The sequence below is a fragment of the Pseudocalidococcus azoricus BACA0444 genome (assembly GCF_031729055.1).
Taxonomy (GTDB): Bacteria; Cyanobacteriota; Cyanobacteriia; order Thermosynechococcales; family Thermosynechococcaceae; genus Pseudocalidococcus; species Pseudocalidococcus azoricus.
This window is the reverse complement of record NZ_JAVMIP010000002.1, coordinates 323,344-340,500: the sequence shown is the minus strand read 5'-3', so window position 1 is coordinate 340,500 and position 17,157 is coordinate 323,344. Positions and strand designations below refer to the sequence as shown.

General features: G+C 48.1%; 14 protein-coding genes. 12 read left to right on the top strand and 2 right to left on the bottom strand.

What is annotated here, in order from left to right; genetic code table 11:
* Positions 1 to 59: 59 nt before the first annotated feature.
* The 6 genes from RIF25_RS04080 to RIF25_RS04060 all read left to right on the top strand — a co-directional run bounded on the left by RIF25_RS04080 (position 60) and on the right by RIF25_RS04060 (position 8,967).
* Positions 60 to 4,598, top strand: a complete 4,539-nt coding sequence (locus RIF25_RS04080; protein WP_322877276.1) for an SNF2-related protein — start codon at positions 60 to 62, stop codon at positions 4,596 to 4,598.
* Positions 4,595 to 5,596: an SWIM zinc finger family protein gene (locus tag RIF25_RS04075; RefSeq protein ID WP_322877275.1), complete on the top strand. Its 1,002-nt coding sequence runs from the start codon at positions 4,595 to 4,597 to the stop codon at positions 5,594 to 5,596. The genes RIF25_RS04080 and RIF25_RS04075 overlap by 4 nt, the downstream gene beginning before the upstream one ends.
* A 162-nt stretch (positions 5,597 to 5,758) precedes the next feature.
* Positions 5,759 to 6,394: a type II restriction-modification system restriction endonuclease gene (locus RIF25_RS04070; RefSeq protein ID WP_407682323.1), complete on the top strand. Its 636-nt coding sequence runs from the start codon at positions 5,759 to 5,761 to the stop codon at positions 6,392 to 6,394.
* Between the two features lie 6 nt (positions 6,395 to 6,400).
* The gene (locus RIF25_RS04065; RefSeq protein ID WP_322877273.1) at positions 6,401 to 7,825 is read left to right on the top strand and encodes a TRM11 family methyltransferase; all 1,425 of its coding nucleotides are present in this window, start codon (positions 6,401 to 6,403) and stop codon (positions 7,823 to 7,825) included.
* Positions 7,826 to 7,856: 31 nt separating this feature from the next.
* Positions 7,857 to 8,045 (top strand): hypothetical protein, encoded by a 189-nt coding sequence (locus RIF25_RS17130; RefSeq protein WP_407682312.1) that lies wholly within the window; start codon positions 7,857 to 7,859, stop codon positions 8,043 to 8,045.
* A 136-nt stretch (positions 8,046 to 8,181) separates the two neighbouring features.
* Complete coding sequence (locus RIF25_RS04060; RefSeq protein WP_407682311.1) at positions 8,182 to 8,967, top strand: SDR family oxidoreductase; 786 nt, start codon at positions 8,182 to 8,184, stop codon at positions 8,965 to 8,967.
* Positions 8,968 to 9,112: 145 nt separating this feature from the next.
* Here the strand turns inward: RIF25_RS04060 and RIF25_RS04055 are convergent, their stop codons facing one another.
* Positions 9,113 to 9,925 carry an LmeA family phospholipid-binding protein gene (locus RIF25_RS04055; protein ID WP_322877272.1) on the bottom strand — a complete coding sequence of 271 codons (813 nt, stop codon included), beginning with the start codon at positions 9,923 to 9,925 and terminating at the stop codon, positions 9,113 to 9,115.
* Positions 9,926 to 10,163: 238 nt separating this feature from the next.
* On the opposite strand from RIF25_RS04055, the gene RIF25_RS04050 reads away from it, so the two are divergent.
* The 3 genes from RIF25_RS04050 to RIF25_RS04040 are packed head-to-tail and all read left to right on the top strand — an operon-like array spanning position 10,164 to position 13,103.
* Positions 10,164 to 10,454 (top strand): hypothetical protein, encoded by a 291-nt coding sequence (locus tag RIF25_RS04050; protein WP_322877271.1) that lies wholly within the window; start codon positions 10,164 to 10,166, stop codon positions 10,452 to 10,454.
* A 34-nt stretch (positions 10,455 to 10,488) separates the two neighbouring features.
* The gene (locus RIF25_RS04045) at positions 10,489 to 11,517 is read left to right on the top strand and encodes a glycosyltransferase family 2 protein (RefSeq protein ID WP_322877270.1); all 1,029 of its coding nucleotides are present in this window, start codon (positions 10,489 to 10,491) and stop codon (positions 11,515 to 11,517) included.
* Positions 11,514 to 13,103 (top strand): Hsp70 family protein, encoded by a 1,590-nt coding sequence (locus RIF25_RS04040; protein WP_322877269.1) that lies wholly within the window; start codon positions 11,514 to 11,516, stop codon positions 13,101 to 13,103. Before RIF25_RS04045 ends, RIF25_RS04040 begins: the two co-directional genes overlap by 4 nt.
* A gap of 3 nt (positions 13,104 to 13,106) precedes the next feature.
* Here RIF25_RS04040 and RIF25_RS04035 read toward each other — a convergent pair whose 3' ends face one another.
* Positions 13,107 to 14,135 (bottom strand): aspartate-semialdehyde dehydrogenase, encoded by a 1,029-nt coding sequence (locus RIF25_RS04035; protein ID WP_322877268.1) that lies wholly within the window; start codon positions 14,133 to 14,135, stop codon positions 13,107 to 13,109.
* Positions 14,136 to 14,285: 150 nt separating this feature from the next.
* Here RIF25_RS04035 and RIF25_RS04030 point away from each other — a divergent pair, with 150 nt between their 5' ends.
* The 3 genes from RIF25_RS04030 (at position 14,286) to RIF25_RS04020 (ending at position 16,935) form a co-directional block, all read left to right on the top strand.
* Positions 14,286 to 14,963 (top strand): alpha/beta fold hydrolase, encoded by a 678-nt coding sequence (locus RIF25_RS04030; RefSeq protein WP_322877267.1) that lies wholly within the window; start codon positions 14,286 to 14,288, stop codon positions 14,961 to 14,963.
* Between the two features lie 310 nt (positions 14,964 to 15,273).
* Entirely contained in the window at positions 15,274 to 16,644 is a 1,371-nt protein-coding gene (locus RIF25_RS04025) for an S-layer homology domain-containing protein (protein ID WP_322877266.1), read from the top strand.
* A 144-nt stretch (positions 16,645 to 16,788) separates the two neighbouring features.
* A complete protein-coding gene (locus tag RIF25_RS04020) occupies positions 16,789 to 16,935 on the top strand; it encodes a hypothetical protein (RefSeq protein WP_322877265.1) in 147 nt (48 codons plus the stop codon).
* The last annotated feature ends 222 nt before the right edge of the window (positions 16,936 to 17,157 follow it).

The window sequence follows — 17,157 nt, the reverse complement described above, 5'->3', positions numbered from 1 at the left end:
AATTTTTGCGCTTTATATTATTCCGTCTCTATTATTCCGTCAAAGGCCAGTAAACCCCCATGACAATTCTCCACGGCAGTTGGGTGATTGGAGCGCAAGGTGAGAAATTTTATCTCTGGGGTGAGCGGTGGCGGGCCGGGGCTGAGACGATTACGGCAATCTCTGCGGATGTCGCTCCTTATCCCTATGGCCTCGGGTTGGCTGAGTTAGAGACGGCTTTAGCATCAATTGCCCCCGGCCTGGGCGGCGCGATCACCCCCAAATCCACTCACTTGGCCCTGCCCACCGTGATCACAGAAACACACCTGATCCCCAGTTCCTCCCAATTCCTCCATGGCGACCCCCAAGCCAAGACTGCCTGCCCCGATGTCCTCATCCCTTGGCAACTAACGGGCGGTGAAATCCCTTTGGGACCTCTCCTGGCCTGGTTTACCCATCTCCCCGCCATGGCCCCCGGCCCAATCACCATAGGCGATGATTTACGGTTTTGGAGCCATATTACCCGTTGGGGGTTGGATTTAGTTGGGCGTGGCAAGTTTGTGCCTGTGCATCGGCCTGGGGCGGATCCAGAACAGATTGAGGTTTTTTGGCTGCCATTGTTGGATAGTGTGACCGACCGCCACCGCCTCGATCTCTTTGCCACCCAGATGCCCCAGTCCCTTCGGTTTTACGTTGAGCCCCATCCTGACCATTCCCCAGAAATTCCAATTCCCCCTAGCCCCCCAGACCTGATCACCAGCTATTTACAGGGGTTGATTAATTACTTGGTGGGGCAAGTTCCTAAGCTGATGCCGGAGATGGGCCGCCCTGGGTTCCGAAAACAAGCCGCCAATGCCCCCCAACAATGGCTCCAGGCCCTCCTGACCCCCTACAGCCCATTACCCAAGTCCCCAGATTCTCATCAGTGGCTCGAAACCCTTGATCAATGGTTAGCTCCCATTGCGCCGACCGTCACCGGTCAACATCGCTGGCAGGTTTATTTTCAGTTAGTCCCACCCCCGACTGAGTTGGCTTCCTGGTCCTTAACCTTTGGGCTGCAATCGGCAGATCAACCAGATTGGCGCATTTCCGCGGCTGAGATTTGGCAACAACCCGCTGACGCAATCTCCTATCAAAACCAGATCATCCAGCGGCCCCAAGAAACCCTTTTGACTGGCCTGGGCCTGGCGGTGCGGTTATATCCCGATTTGGAAACCAGCTTAAAAACAGCCCGCCCCCTTGGCCAAGAGTTAAATTCGGCCCAGGTTTATACGTTTCTCAAAATTGGCGCGGCCCGTCTAGAAGACAGTGGCTTTGGCTTGGTTATGCCCCCTGGCCTGGAACGGCATCGTCAAACCCCTGTTCCCCGCTTGGGCTTGAAGATTACGGCTGCTATTCCCAAGGAGGATCATCAGGGCCTGGGACTTGCCAGTTTATTAGATTTTCGTTGGGATCTGTCCTTGGGCAATCGAGCCATGACCCAGGCCGAGTTTGATCGCTTGGTCGCCCTCAATAGTCCCGTGGTGGAAGTGGATGGAGAATGGGTGGAGTTACGCCCCCAAGATATTCAGGCGGCCCAGGCCTTTTTTGCCACCCGTAAAGCCACCACTGGGTTAACCCTCCAAGATGTGTTGCGGATCGCCACCGGGGAAAGTGTCACCTTAGAAAAATTACCTGTGGTTGGCCTGGATGCCGATGAAAATCTCAAAGCGTTATTGGATGCCTTAACGGGGAAACAAAGCCTCGAACCGATTAGTAACCCACCCGGATTTGAAGGCGAATTACGACCCTACCAGGCCCGGGGTGTGAGTTGGTTAACATTTCTTGAACGCTGGCGATTGGGGGCTTGTTTGGCGGACGACATGGGCCTGGGGAAATGTTTTATTGGAGATATATTTGTCAATGGCAACTTGCAACCTATTCAACAGGTTTGGGAAGACTACGCCGGAGTGACTGAATTTGATGGTGAAGGCTATTGGACAACACCAACAACTCCCCTCATTGTTAATAGTATTGAGGAAACAACTGGCAAAATTGTCACAGCCCCAGTTCAAAAATTATATCGACAGGAAGTTAAGGAAAAATTACGACAAGTCCGGTTGGCAGATGGCAGTGAAATTCTCATTACCTATCGTCATAAGCTCCTTACTCATCGGGGTTGGACAAATCAGCTAACGGTTGGTGATTATGTCTGTGTTCCAAGTCACTTAGTTTGGCCTGGAAAACCCATTGACCTAGATTTAGTCAAGTTTTTGGCCTGGCAAATTGCGGAAGGGTATGAGATTTTAGAATCAGCGTCTTTGCGAATTACCCAGAAAAATATTGCAGTTTTAACTGATCTTCAAGATACAATCACTCGTATTGCCCAACGTTATCAGCTTAGGATTAATCACCCAACTATTAAACAATTTTCTGATCAAGTCCCCGATTTACGGATTAACAGCCGCAATTATCAGCAATTTCTGAGTGAAAAAGGCTATGTTTGGGGACAACGATCTGCCCATAAGGCCATTCCTGAGTTCATTATGACAGGGGATTCAGCTTGTCTCAAAACGTTTTTAAGTCATTATTTTGAAGCGGAAGGCTCTGTAATTCAAACCATGCGTAGTGTTGAAATTGCCACAGCCTCACCCGTAATTATTAAACAGTTGGCAACTTTACTCAGACGTTTTGGCATTTGGTTACGAGTCACCCCCAAACAAAAGAGTGCGACCAATGGAAAAAATATTCAGCGGACATACTATATTGGCACAATTGGCGGCGTGGGCTTAAGGCGGTTTCAACAAGAAATTGGATTTATCAGTGAAATAAAACAAGGCAAACTCAAAAAGATTGCTGATATAACTTGTAATACCAACATTGAGGGCATTCCGGCAAGTGATGTGGTCAGGAATATGGTTGAGCAAACCCGCTTACCGCTCCGACATTTAGGAATGCATAGCCCAGTCTATATTAACGGTACTCAAAAATTCTCCCATCAAAGTTTACAACGAGTGATCAGCCATTGTGATTTAGTGCTAAGTGGACAATCAGAAATCAACTACCGTCAACTCAAACCCTCAAAATGGACAACTCAAACTCTTCAAGCCTATGAAACTCTAGAACGGGAAAAACTAAATGAGTTCCGAGATACCTTAGTTCATCTCAATACCCAAGAAGTTTTCTATTGTCCAATTGTTTCCATTGAAGATATTGACTATTCGGGTTGGGTTTATGATGTGCAAGTTGTCAAACACCATAATTTTATTGCAAATAATATCCTTTGTCACAACACAATTCAACTTCTCGCCTTTCTGCTGCACCTCAAGAACCAAAAAAATCCAATTGCGCCCACGCTATTAGTCTGTCCCACATCTGTTTTAGGGAATTGGGAACGAGAAATTAAAAAGTTTGCCCCCCAACTCCAGGCCTGGGTTCATCACGGTAGCGAGCGTTCCAAAGGAAAAGCCTTTCAAAAAATCGTTAAAAAACATGACATTATTCTGACTAGTTATGCCCTAATTTATCGCGATTTAGATAGCCTGAAACCGATTAAATGGCAAAATGTTGTTCTCGATGAAGCCCAAAATATTAAAAACTCAGAAACTCGTCAATCTAAAGCCGTGCGGGAATTGCAGACAAGTTTTCGGATTGCCTTAACCGGAACCCCCCTAGAAAACCGCCTCACTGAACTCTGGTCAATTTTAGACTTTCTCCATCCGGGCTATCTCGGCAACAAACCCTATTTTCAAAAACGCTATGCCATTCCCATTGAACGCTATGGTGATACAACTTCCTTAGAAGCCCTGAAAACCTATGTTCAGCCGTTTATCCTCCGCCGTCTTAAAACCGATCAATCCATCATCCAAGACTTGCCCGACAAACTGGAAATGACCGTCTTTTGTAGCCTCAGTCTGGAACAGGCCAGCCTCTATGAAGGAGTGGTTAAAAAATCATTACAAGACATTGAAAACAGCAGCGGCATTGAACGGCGGGGACATATCTTAGCGACCCTCACAAAACTCAAACAAATTTGTAATCATCCGGCCCAATACCTAAAAGAAAAAACGCTTGCTGCCTCTCGATCTGGGAAGTTAATGCGCCTCATTGAAATGCTCCAAGAGTTGATTGACGCAGGGGATCGGGCCTTACTGTTTACTCAATATGCGGAAATGGGCAAACTGCTCCAGGCCTATTTACAAACTCAAACCGGCCGGGAAGTCTTCTTTTTATCTGGGAGTACGCCCAAGCCCAAACGGGAAGCCATGGTGGATCAATTTCAACAGGATCCCCAGGCCCCGCCGATTTTTATTCTTTCTCTCAAAGCTGGGGGAGTCGGGTTGAACCTAACCAGGGCCAATCATGTGTTTCATTTTGATCGGTGGTGGAATCCGGCGGTGGAAAACCAGGCCACGGATCGCGCCTTTCGGATTGGGCAAACCCGCAATGTCCAAGTTCATAAATTTGTCTGTGCTGGCACCTTAGAAGAAAAAATCCACGAGCAGATTGAGCGGAAAAAAGCCCTCGCCGAGCAAGTTGTCGGGGCCGGTGAGCAATGGCTGACGGAATTAGATACAGAACACCTGCGAGACTTACTTTTACTTGACCGCAACGCCATTATGGACAGTGAATCACTATGAAACAACCTGACATTCTGCGGATCACCCGGAAAGCAGCCAGCCTCAAGGAAAAACGGGCCAAGGAACAGGCCGAAAATCCAGAGTCACCCGCCATCACCCCCAGCCCGGCCCTGAGCCGTGAAGTTCTCCCCCCCGAACCCTTTGCCCCCCTGCCCCAAAAAGACCAAAATACTGAGCAATTGGAAAGTCGGGAATGGTGGAGTCAACGTTGGGTCGATGTTTTAGAATCCTTTGGTTGGCGGCGGCGGATGGAGCGGGCCCGGAATTATGTGCGGGAAGGTCGGGTACTGAATTTAGAATTTAACAAAAATCAGGTTTTTGCCCAGGTTCAAGGGACGGCCCCTGCCCCCTATAACGTTGAGCTTTCTTTAGATCCCTTTACGGAAGAACAATGGCAGTTTGTGATTGAGGCGATGGCGGATCAGGCCCTGTTTGCGGCCAAGCTCTTAGCGGGAGAAATGCCCCACAATATTGAATCAGCCTTTATCAGCAGTGGCCTCAGTCTATTTCCCTTTAGTAAGTTTGATATTCATAGCCACTGTGACTGTCCCGATCCCGTCAATCCCTGCAAACACATTGGCGCGGTCTATTACCTGTTGGGGGAGCACTTTGGTCGAGATCCCTTTATTCTGTTTCAACTGCGGGGCAAATCTAAGGCGGCCATTACCCAGCAATTACGGCAGTTACGCAGTTCTGAGGAGCCAACCGGGCAGTTACCCCAACCCCCGATATCAGAGGCTAAACCCCTTTATTCCCCCCCGGAAATTGGCCGGTTTTGGGACTACACTGCGAGCCTAGATGCCACCTTAATGAACCCAGAGTCAAGGGACGGCAGCGAACAAATCCTCAGCCTTTTAGGGCCAATTCCCCTGACAACCAGTGGTTCCAGCAGCTATAGTCTCCAAACTATCCAAGGGACGATGAACAGCGTTGAGAGAATTTACCAGGCCCTGCGTGATTATGTCATTAACCTAGAAACCGAAGCAGACGCAAAGTAATTATCCTAATCTGAGAGTTAGGTGTATACTCATCCCTCTGCCAAAGAGCAACCCTCCTATGTTTCCGCAGTAGAAAGCTTTGACGCGATCTTCGCTGTGTTCTCAAACCGATGTACTATTGCAGTGACGAGATATTAAAGAAAAATACGACCAGTATTGACCATAGAAGACTTATGTATTGAGGCAGCCAGATTCGCTGAAATAGAGTCTGTCTACGATGAACCTAGTCTTTATGGTGTGACTGATAGAAAAGCTGTCGGAACTTATCTTGAACATAAATTCACAGCCTATTTAGTTCAGAATTACAATTGCCAAGCAGGTAACTCAGCTTCAGGCATCGATCTTCCTACTCTTGAAGTTGATATTAAAGTTACAAGTATAAGGCAACCACAATCTTCTTGCCCTTTTAAGTCAACGACGCAGAAAGTGTTTGGGCTTGGGTATCATCTTCTAGTTTTTGTTTACGACAAGTATGATGATCCTGAGAATAGAACTGGAAGGTTAGATATGCAGCATACTATTTTCATTGATAAGAGCAGGACGGGAGATTTCCAAACAACTAGAGGGATATTAGATATCTTGAGTCGAGATGGAAATAAAGATGATATCATTGCCTTCATGATGGAGAGAAATTTGCCTGTTGATGAAATAGGTGTATATCAACTAGCTGATAGGATTTTAGAATCACCCCCGAACCAAGGTTACTTAACAATCTCAAATGCTCCTCAGTGGAGACTACAGCATGGTCGAGTCATTCAACAAGCTGGTAGTGTTTCAGGAATAGTTAGAGTTCGATGAGTGAGAATGGCAAAATCATTGGATAAATGGCAATTTGGTGACTTTCAGACTCCTGATTCTCTTGCTAGAGAAGTCACTCAAGTTCTTAGAATAAATCACAAAATATCACCGGACATTGTCATAGAGCCAAATTGTGGAAAGGGCGCGTTTATTCGAGCCTCAGTTGATGAGTTTTTAGATTCTAAGATCATAGGCTTAGACATAAATAAAAAATATGTTGAAGAAGCAAGATTATCTATATCAAATCATCAAAATTCAAATAATGTGATTCTGTATGAATCAGATTTTTTTGAAACCAATTGGAGAGATTTAATTTCAAAGTTTTCAGGGTATGTTTTGGTCATTGGTAATCCTCCTTGGGTGACAAGTAGTGAGTTGAGTATTCTTAATAGTCAAAATCTCCCCTCAAAATCGAACTTTCAAAACCGGCGAGGTATCGAAGCTATAACTGGCTCAGGGAATTTCGATATTTCTGAATGGATGCTTCTAAAGTATGTTGAGTGGTTATCAGAGCGAGAAGGAACTATAGCCGTTCTGTGTAAATATTCTGTTGCTCGCAAGGTAATTCGTCAGGCAAGGAGGAAATCAGGAAATAGATTTTCTACCCATATCTACCTCATCGATGCAAAGTTTCATTTTAGAGCATCCGTTGAGGCTTGTCTTTTTGTCTTATCTACTGCTGATATTGTTGACAACTCTGATTGCAAAGTTTATGAGAATCTAAAATCAAGAGAAATATCTTATCTGATCGGTGAGAGAGATGGATTAATTCTCAGAGATACTATTAAGTATGAGAAGTGGAAACACTTAGCAGGTCAGAATTTGAAGTATGTTTGGCGTTCTGGAATAAAACATGATTGTTCCAAGGTGATGGAGCTAGAGCAGATCTACGATACTTTATTCTTAAATGGGATAGGTAAAAATTACTATATGGAAGAGAAATATTTGTATCTTCTCTTGAAAAGCTCAGATATCGGCAATGGTCGAATAGAGAATTGTCGAAGATTTGTATTAGTTACACAACAATCAGTTGGTGATGATACAAGCAACATCCAAAATATAGCTCCTAAAACTTGGCAATATTTGCTCGATCATGATAACTATCTAAAAAATAGAAAAAGCTCTATCTATAAAAGTAAGCCACCTTACTCTATATTTGGCATTGGTTCTTACTCTTTCAAAGGTTGGAAGATAGCGATTTCTGGGCTTTATAAGCAACTAAAGTTTTGCCTTGTCAAGCCTATAAAGGGGAAGCCAGTAATGTTCGATGATACTGTTAATTTTCTGTCTTTTGAGACAGAGGAGGAGGCTGAATTTATTTTTAAGCTTATCACCTCAACTCCCGCAATAGAATTTCTCGATTCCATGATCTTTTGGGACGAAAAAAGACCAATCACAATAGATATCCTAACTAGACGCGCTGTTTGTTGAACCGGAAAAACGGCGACAAGGTATCGCCCGGATGTTGATCGCCCACTGCGAGGATGTAGCGCGCAACCAAGGATCAAAAGCCATTCATGTCATTGGGAACCCTCATGCCAAAGACTTCTACAGCGCTGTTGGATTCAACCTAGTGGGAACTACGCAAACCAGATTTGGCATTGGATTGCTGTTTTGCAGGTCATTAGAGTTGTTATCATGCAAGGTCTAACAATTCAAATGCAGCGGACAGGAGAAAGCCGCTGGAGTTGAGTTTGAGATTATCTGCTACCGCTGACCATGATCGTTAGGCTGCTTGCGCGTAGCGTTTCTGTGATTGAAAGTCACAATTTGTTAAAATGTAACCTATGTTGTTAAAATGTAACCTACTGAGTATGCTTACCACGTCACAACAGGAAGGACTTACAGGGAAAGTCATCGCTATTACCGGTGCCAGTGGTGGAATTGGTGAAGCTGCTGCACGCTTTTTAGCGGCCAAAGGCTCTAAAGTTGTCTTGGGTGCTCGGCGCATCGAAAACTTAAAGACCATTGCAGACGAAATTCAGGCCGCCGGAGGAGAAGTTCGCTTCACCCCTTTGGACGTTACGCAAAAAGAACAACTGGAAAAATTTATCCAGTTCGCACAAGCACAATTCGGGCGTGTTGATGTGTTGGTTAGCAATGCGGGCTTGATGCCGCTCTCCTTACTTGAACAATTGAAGGTAGAAGAATGGGACAGGATGATTGACGTAAACCTGAAAGGCGTGTTGTATGGCATTGCAGCGGCGCTGCCGGTTTTCAAGTCCCAAAACTCTGGTCATTTCGTCAATATTACATCGGTTGCCGATAGGTGGGTCGGGCCTACGTCCACGATTTATAGCGCCACGAAGCACGCCGTGCGTGTGGTATCGGAAGGTCTGAGGCAGGAAATGGGTAACACCATCCGGGTGACAATAATAGCCCCAGGAGCGACCGAATCGGAACTGCCCAATACAATTTCAGACTCTGAAATGAAAAAGACCGTAATAGAGCAGTTTCGCATTGACTTGATTCCCGCCGAAGCCATTGCACGCGCCATCGCCTATGCTGTGGAACAACCCGCCGACGTGGACGTGAACGAAATTGTGGTGCGGCCAGCCGCGCAGAAATATTGACTTCGCTGGCTGCTCCTTTTGCACACAGAGCACGATATGCAGCCCAAAGTTAACCAACAAGCAGCCCAACAACCCCAATGCACACCGACCGATGAGAGGTTATCGGTTGGAGTTCAAGGTTATCTGCGGCGGGTGATTGGGAACGTTAAGCCGCCATCGGTTGCCAGGCCGGGGTTTGCTCTCCTGTGACGGGAAAATGGCGAATTTCCGCATAACCACTCAGCACCAGTTGATCTCCCACTGTCATCAGGCGATTTAATTTCAACACCACCCCATCGAGATCAAAGCGGTCTAAGTCCACCATGCCGTTCAAGAGCGCAACAAAGGCCTCCGTTAAACGTTGGCTAATCAGTTGTTGGGCCGGGGGAACATCCTCGCCAAGCCACTGGGCCTGGATAAATTGGATCCGAGTCCGCCGTTCAATGGCCAGGCCAGTAATCACCTTAATCGGGACAAGACCATGAAAGGGCAACTCGACTTCGGCTTGCAACTGGACTTGATTGTGGGGCAGCAACTGGATTTGGACATTGGTAAAGGAGACCGGCTCTTCACCGGAAATTGCCGCTAGTTCTGGGGTGAGAATATTTTTGAGGCGATTTTGCACCAGTTCCGCTTGAAAGGCCTGGTTAATCCCTGCTTCTGATAAGGTAATTTCGGCAATGGCCTGGGTGGGTTGCTGGAGCCGGAGTTTACCTTGGAAAATTGCCCCCAAGTCTAAGGCCACCGCATCGGTTGCAAAGGACATCTCAGTGACCGGAAATTGCCGCCGAATCACCAGGCCCCGTCCCTGCATTTTGAAGCTGTCCACCTTGCCCTGTAAAATTTTTGCCGCTGGGAAACAGCCGACACTGACGGAGACAGCCTCACTCTCACTAAACAGATGGGTAATGGCCTGGGTGGCTACGGAATTGATTAGTTGCTCGCCCCAGTCAGCCGTCAAGGTGGTGGTTCCAAACATGGTGAGTGTTAAGTAATGTTACGAAATATTTACTATTCTAACGAGATGTAAAGGGTCTGCCTAGGGTAGATAGCCGTCAACTCAGGAAAAAAGTGATGGGAAGTCCGACCAGGCCTGGGTTCTAGGGCAATTCCTGATTTTTCCTGATCACCGTCATAAGTAAACCTCATCGGGGCCTGGGGAGATCATTGATAATGAGGAAGAAGAGTTCCCCAAAGATTAGGGACTACGGGCGAAGATGATGACTGAGCAAGACTTTCAACAGGCAGTGTTATCGCAACTCCAGCGGATTGAAGATGATGTGGACGGCCTCAAGCAGGACGTAGATGGCTTGAAACAGGATGTGGACGGCCTGAAAAAAGATGTGGATGGCTTAAAACAGGACGTGGATGCCATCAAGCAGGAGTTGACCTTAACCAATGTCCGCGTCGATACCTATCAAAAAGCGTCCGGGCAAGTGGTGAATTTAGCCTTTGGTTTAATCGTTACTGCCACTGCCACAATCATCGCTTCAACAATCTTGCGTTAGTAGCCAAAATTATTAGGCTTTGGTGATCTCTCCCATGCCGGATAACACCCCTGTTCTTTCCCTTGTCGTTCCCTGTTATAACGAAGCCGCCAATTTAGCCCAGTTGTTTACTCGCATTGCCGCCACCCTCGCTCCCCTTGGCCTTGACTATGAAGTGATTTGTGTCAATGATGGCAGCCGTGATCACACCCTGGCCCAACTCATCGAACAGCATCAGCAAGACCCCCGGATTAAAGTCATTAACTTCTCCCGTAACTTTGGCAAAGAAATCGCCTTAACCGCCGGGATTGATCACAGTCAAGGCCGGGCCGTCATTCCCCTGGATGCAGACCTCCAAGATCCACCGGAGTTAATCCCTGAGATGGTCTCCCGTTGGCAAGAGGGCTTTGATGTGGTCTATGCAACGCGCCGGACCCGGACTCAAGAGACTTGGATTAAACGGATCACTGCCCAGGGATTTTATCGGGTCATGGCCTGGTTGAGTGACACCCCGATTCCGGCCAACACGGGAGATTTTCGGTTATTGGATCGGGCGGTGGTGAATGTCCTCAAGCAACTGCCGGAGCGGAATCGGTTTATGAAGGGCCTGTTTAGTTGGGTGGGCTTTCGGCAAACGGTGATCCACTATGATCGTCCCGGTCGGCTCCAAGGGGAGAGTTCCTGGAATTATTGGCGGTTGTGGAATTTTGCCCTAGATGGGATTGTCGGCTTTAGTGTCAAACCCTTAAAAATTTGGCTCTATGTCGGCCTGTTGATTTCCCTCCTCGCGCTAATCTATGCCGGGGCTTTAGTCTTCCGCACCCTGATCTATGGGCGAGATATTCCGGGTTATGCCTCGTTAATGGTGGCAATTTTGTTCCTAGGGGGAATTCAATTATTAACCTTGGGGATTATGGGTGAGTATTTGGGGCGGATCTACGCAGAAGTGAAAGGACGGCCCTTGTATATTATTCGTGATGCCTATGGGTTTGCCCCCCACTCCATCAATCAATTTGACCAACCGGAACAATTAAAATCTCAGGAGTCTTTTCGTTCCCCCCAGGCCCCGGAGGCGGATCCATGAGTTATGCCCTTGATTTTGGCACCAGTAATACGGTAATTGCCCGTTGGAACCCCATTAGTCAGCAGCCAGAACCGGTAATTTTGCCAGGCCTGACCGAGAGTTTAGATTCCCCCCTCATTCCCAGTTTGCTCTATGTGGATCAGGCCCAAATCCCCCAACTCACCCTCGGCCAACAGGTAATCCTCAACGAGCTAAACCATGGCAACAATCAACGCGTCTTTCGGAACTTTAAGCGGGGAATTGGCGCGGAAATTCAGGGGTTTTTACCGAAACTCGATGGCTGCGACCTCACCTTTGAGCAGATTGGCACTTGGTTCATTGAGCATCTTTACCAACAGTTACTTAAGCTCCATCCCGATGCCTTAAAATCCCTAGTTCTGACCGTGCCAGTGGATTGTTTTGCGGCCTATCGCCTCTGGTTAACCGAACTTTGCCAGGCCCTAAACGTAGAACAGGTGAAGTTATTGGATGAGCCAACCGCGGCGGCCTTGGGAACGGGACTGGGAGATGCGCAAACCCTTCTTGTGATTGACTTTGGCGGCGGAACCCTAGATTTATCTCTTGTCCAACAACCCCAAACACCGCCAGAATCACGGGGCTTTCTCCTCAAGTGGGGACAACAGATTCTTGGCCAAAAAGAGCAGCCCTCCCCCAGTAGCCAAATAGCCAAGGTGATTAGTAAGGCCGGGCGCACACTCGGAGGCAGCGATATTGACCAGTGGATCGGGGCCTATTTTCAAGCCCAGGACAATCTCCCTATCACCCCTTGGACATTACGCCTTTGGGAACGGCTGAAAATCAAGCTCTCTAGCCAGGCCAAGGCCGAGGAATTTTATCGCAATCCCGATACTGGCCAGGAGCACCAGATTACCTTAACCCGCCCGGAATTGGAGCAAATCTTAGCAACTCATGACTTTTTCAGTCGTTTAGATGATTGTTTAACCCAAGTCTTGCACCAGGCCCGGGGCCAAGGCATCACAACCAAGGACATTGAAGGGGTGATCCTCATCGGGGGAACCTGCCAAATGCCCGCTATCAAGGCCTGGATTCGCTCCCATTTCCCCACCCATAAAATTGCCGCAGATCATCCCCTGACAGCGGTGGCCACCGGAGCCTTATACCTCGATCAAGGGGCGGGAATTGCGGATTTTCTCTATCACGGCTATGGGATTCGCTATTGGGATTATCGCCGCCAAACCCATCATTGGCATCCGATTATTCAACCCGGCCAGTCCTATCCCATGAGTCAACCGATTGAATTAATTTTGGGGGCTTCCACAGCAGATCAGCCGGGCCTGGAGCTAATTATGGGGGAACTGGGCCAAACCCAGGAGCGGACAGAAATCTTCTTTGAGGGGGGGCAACTGATCACCCGCACCATTAAAGATCAACCCACTGTCCAGGCCTTGAATGATCGAGAGGGCAGCCGCACCATTGCCCAACTCAATCCCCTCGGTCAACCCGGTACAGATCGGCTCAAAGTTTTGTTTTTTGTGGATCAGCACCGTCAGTTACGGATTTCCATTGATGATTTACTCACCCAAACTCGCCTGGTGGATCAGCAGTTGGTGATCACGTTGCGCTAGGGGTTAGGGGGTTTTAACCAGGCCCCGTTCAATCAAGGCTTCGGCAATTTGCACCGCATTTAGGGCCGCCCCTTTGCGAATTTGATCCCCGCAGAGCCAGAGTTCTAAGCCATTGGGGTGGGATATATCTTGACGAATCCGACCCACAAGCACATCATCTTGACCTGTGGCATCTATGGGCATCGGAAAGTAATTATTCTCCCAATTTTCAACCAATTTCACACCGGGGGCCTGGGCGATTAACTCACGGGCTTGAGTCACGGGGAAAGGCTGCTCAAACTCCAAATTCAAGGCTTCCGAATGGGCCCGCAACACCGGCACACGGACACAGGTGGCTGAGATGCGTAACCCTGGGGCATGGAAAATCTTCCGGGTTTCATTGACCATTTTCATTTCTTCTTGGCAATACCCCTGGGCGTTGATCGGTGTGTTGTGGAGAAACAGATTAAAGGCCAAGGGATAGGGAAAAGACTCGGTGGGGGGTGTTTTGTTATTCAGGATGGCCTGGGCTTGTGCTTTCACTTCGGCCATGGCTCTGGCTCCGGCTCCACTGGCGGATTGATAGGTGGCGGCAATAATCCGTTGAATCGGTTGAACTTGATGTAAGGGCCAGAGGGCAACGGTCATCAGAATTGTCGTGCAGTTGGGGTTGGCAATAATGCCTTGATGGTGGTCTAAATCAGCGGGGTTAACCTCTGGAACCACTAACGGCACATCTGGAGCCATCCGAAACGCACTGGAATTATCCACACAGACGGCCCCGGCCTGGACAGCGACAGGTAGCCAATTCTGAGAAATACTCCCCCCAGCCGAGGCTAAGACGAGATCAATGCCCGCAAATGAATCATGACCCACGGCCTGGATGGTCAGGTTGTCCCCTTGAAAAGCCAGAGTTTGTCCCGCCGACCGTGATGAAGCCAATAAACGCAACTCACTGAGGGGAAACTTCCGTTCAGCTAACAACTCCAAAAGCTCTGTGCCAACTGCACCTGTGGCCCCTAAAATCGCAACCCGATACCCCTGACTACCCAAAGCCTGATCCTTAAAAACTGCAATAATCTATGGTTGGTTTTCCGATTCAAGAAGCCACCATAGGCGGATCATGATCCTAAATTGTCCGGTGTGGGCTTGTCTAGTTAAGAAATTTCTGCGGATACTCAAGGTGGGGAAGAGGTGAGCAGAATGAGCAGAATTAAGACCATTATTCTTGTCCATGGTTTTTGGGCAGATGCCTCCTGTTATCGAGAAGTGATTCCTCGGTTGCATTCAACTGGCTATCAGGTCATGGCAGTACAAAATCCCCTGACATCTTTGGAAGATGATATCGCCGCTACCCAACGTGTATTAGACCGTCTCAATCAACCCTGTATTTTAGTTGGCCATTCCTGGGGTGGGTTTGTGATTACGGAAGTGGGTCTTGATCCACGGGTTGTCGGGTTAGTTTATTTAGCCGGCTTGGCTCCCGATATTGATGAGTCCATGCTGGATTTAATGAGCCGTTATGGGCAACCTTCCCCCCATTTTCAAGAAGAGGCTGGATTGATTTGGATTTCCCCACAGGGTATTAGAGAGGTCTTAGCTCAGGATTTATCGGATCAACAACAAGCCCTCCTCTACGCCACACAAACGCCACCTGCTGCTGCCATAACAACGGCTAAAGCCAAGCAACCGGCCTGGCACCATAAGCCTAGTTGGTATCTTGTTACCCAAGCGGATCAGGCCATGCCCCCACCGTTACAGGCAGAGTTAGCCCAACGGATGAAGGCTCAAACAATGATGGTTAGTTCTGGCCATTTTCCCATGCTCTCTCACCCGATGACGGTTGTGAATATTATTGCTGCTGCTGTCTTAAACTCCTAGTTTTGGATTCTCCCATCACCAATTTTGAGCTTATGTTGGAACAAATCATCATCTGTACCAGTCAGCAGGGGTTTGTAACTGAAAATTTTGGCAATTTTGTGACTTAATTCAAAGATATGAAATCCACACGGGGAACTTGCTCGCTCTAGCTGCGTCCCTAAGCCTAAGGAGACAGTTGATAAACATTCCCAATGCCCTTAGCAATACAGTTTGATTACGTTGTGTTCTGGACTGTTCAGTTTTCTCCAAGCTAATAACTGATTCAATGTATTAGCACGGTTTTCTTTAGTTATTATTCAGGAGTTTCATTATGTTTGGTCATCAGGTTTGGCCGGCTCGGTTTATGGCAGCTATGTTGCCCATTTCTTCTCTCGTTGTCCCCCTTGGTATGGCCTTTAATGCTCAAGTAGCCCAGGCCCAGACTCGGTTTAATGATACCCAAGGCCTGTGGAATCAGACCTGCATTGATAACTTAGCCCAACGGAACATTATTAGTGGCTATCCCGATGGGAGTTTTCGTCCCAATGCCTCAGTTACTCGGGCTGAGTATGCCGCGATGTTGAATAAAGCCTTTCCTTCGGCTCCAGTCACCCGTTCGGCGGTGCAATTTGGTGATGTTTCGGCTAGTTTCTGGGGCTATAATGCGATTCAAACTGCGACAAAAACGGGGTTTATGAGTGGTTATCCGGGCAATGTTTTTCAACCTAATCAAAATATTCCTCGGGCCCAAGTTTTAGTGGCTTTGGCCAGTGGTTTACGGTACAGCCCCACCGGAAATATTGATACCACATTAAATTACTTTTATGACGCTAATACGATTCCCGGTTATGCCCGGCCTGGGATTGCAGCAGCTACGGAACGGCAATTGGTGGTGAATTATCCCAATGTCCAACAGTTAGATCCAAATCTCTTAGCGAGTCGGGGGGATGTGGCAGCATTTTTATGCCAAGCCACCCGTTCTGGAACCCAAGCTCTGATTCCGGCCCAATATATTGCTGGTGTCTCTGTGGCTCCCCAACCTGCGGCCTCTGTCCCCGCCGGAACGCGCATTTCTGTGCGTTATCCTGATGCTGAACGGATTATCCTGGCCCCCAATGAATCGGTAAACATCGCTCTGACCACCACTAGTAATGTGACGGATACAAATGGGCGGGTTGTGATTCCGGCTGGTAGCTTAGTAACGGGTAAGATTCAACCGGCCCAAGGCGGCTCCCAATTTGTGGCCAACAGCGCAACGGTCAATAACCAAGTGATTCCGATTTCTGCCACCTCTGGGATTGTGTCCACTACTACCAGTACTCGAGATCCCAATGTGCTGAATGTGTTTCGGAATGCGGCCATTGGTTCAGCCGTTGCGGCGGGTATCTCCGGCCTGGCGGGGAATCAAACCATTACCGCCTTGAAGGTGTTGACTGGCACCACCGCTGGGGCCGCAGTTGAAACCAATATGGGCCGACCGGCTGCGTCCATTGCTCGGGATACTTTAATTGGGGCGGCTGTGGCAACGGGGGTCTCCGCCATTGTTGGGGATCGGAAAATTACACCGGAAAAGGTCATCATTGGGGCTGGAGCCGGGGCAACTATCGGAGGAGTGATTGATCCGGCCAAAGAAACGGTGATTGTAATTACGCCCAATACAGATTTAACCCTGACTCTCAATAGTCCCCTATCTGGGTATTAAGAATCTGGACTTTTGCACTCTAGGGGGCGTTCTCAGGTTACTCATCTGGCCTGGGAATTCCCCTCGATCCTAAATCACTCCGCCAATCATCAGGCCAAATCTCAGGGCAAATAATCCAGCCGGGCCCAAACTCATGCCATTGTTGTGCGGATCAAAGGCAGTGATCCCTTTATTTTGGGTTGGGGTGTGGAAGAACTCATGGGCCTGCTGCAAGCTCAAATTCGCCAGGCCCTATTAGCTACGGGGCGGAGTCCTGAAACCCCCATGGACTTAATTAAAGTCGGAACTTGACCAGAGGAAAAAATCATTATCACAACATCGGGGACAGAGTTTGGGGACCTGGAAAACACAAAAACACCCACATTAATTGTGACTAGGGAAGTCGTAAACATCCGCTAACTTTGTCAGGATATAAGTCTAAAAGCTATAATCGGTTAGTCGTGCACTAAAACTAGAAGTATAAAACCAGTTCTATAAACTCTAGCTCTTTATATTTTTAGCTCAAATATACTT

Excerpts from the sequence above, each read along its gene's own strand:
- RIF25_RS04040 (WP_322877269.1), top strand. The coding sequence starts at position 11,514 with ATGAGTTATGCCCTTGATTTTGGCACCAGTAATACGGTAATTGCCCGT.
- RIF25_RS04080 (WP_322877276.1), top strand. The coding sequence starts at position 60 with ATGACAATTCTCCACGGCAGTTGGGTGATTGGAGCGCAAGGTGAGAAA.
- RIF25_RS04025 (WP_322877266.1), top strand. The coding sequence starts at position 15,274 with ATGTTTGGTCATCAGGTTTGGCCGGCTCGGTTTATGGCAGCTATGTTG.
- RIF25_RS17130 (WP_407682312.1), top strand. The coding sequence starts at position 7,857 with ATGTTGATCGCCCACTGCGAGGATGTAGCGCGCAACCAAGGATCAAAA.
- RIF25_RS04050 (WP_322877271.1), top strand. The coding sequence starts at position 10,164 with ATGATGACTGAGCAAGACTTTCAACAGGCAGTGTTATCGCAACTCCAG.
- RIF25_RS04060 (WP_407682311.1), top strand. The coding sequence starts at position 8,182 with ATGTTGTTAAAATGTAACCTACTGAGTATGCTTACCACGTCACAACAG.
- RIF25_RS04065 (WP_322877273.1), top strand. The coding sequence starts at position 6,401 with ATGGCAAAATCATTGGATAAATGGCAATTTGGTGACTTTCAGACTCCT.
- RIF25_RS04030 (WP_322877267.1), top strand. The coding sequence starts at position 14,286 with ATGAGCAGAATTAAGACCATTATTCTTGTCCATGGTTTTTGGGCAGAT.
- RIF25_RS04075 (WP_322877275.1), top strand. The coding sequence starts at position 4,595 with ATGAAACAACCTGACATTCTGCGGATCACCCGGAAAGCAGCCAGCCTC.
- RIF25_RS04045 (WP_322877270.1), top strand. The coding sequence starts at position 10,489 with ATGCCGGATAACACCCCTGTTCTTTCCCTTGTCGTTCCCTGTTATAAC.
- RIF25_RS04055 (WP_322877272.1), bottom strand. The coding sequence starts at position 9,925 with ATGTTTGGAACCACCACCTTGACGGCTGACTGGGGCGAGCAACTAATC.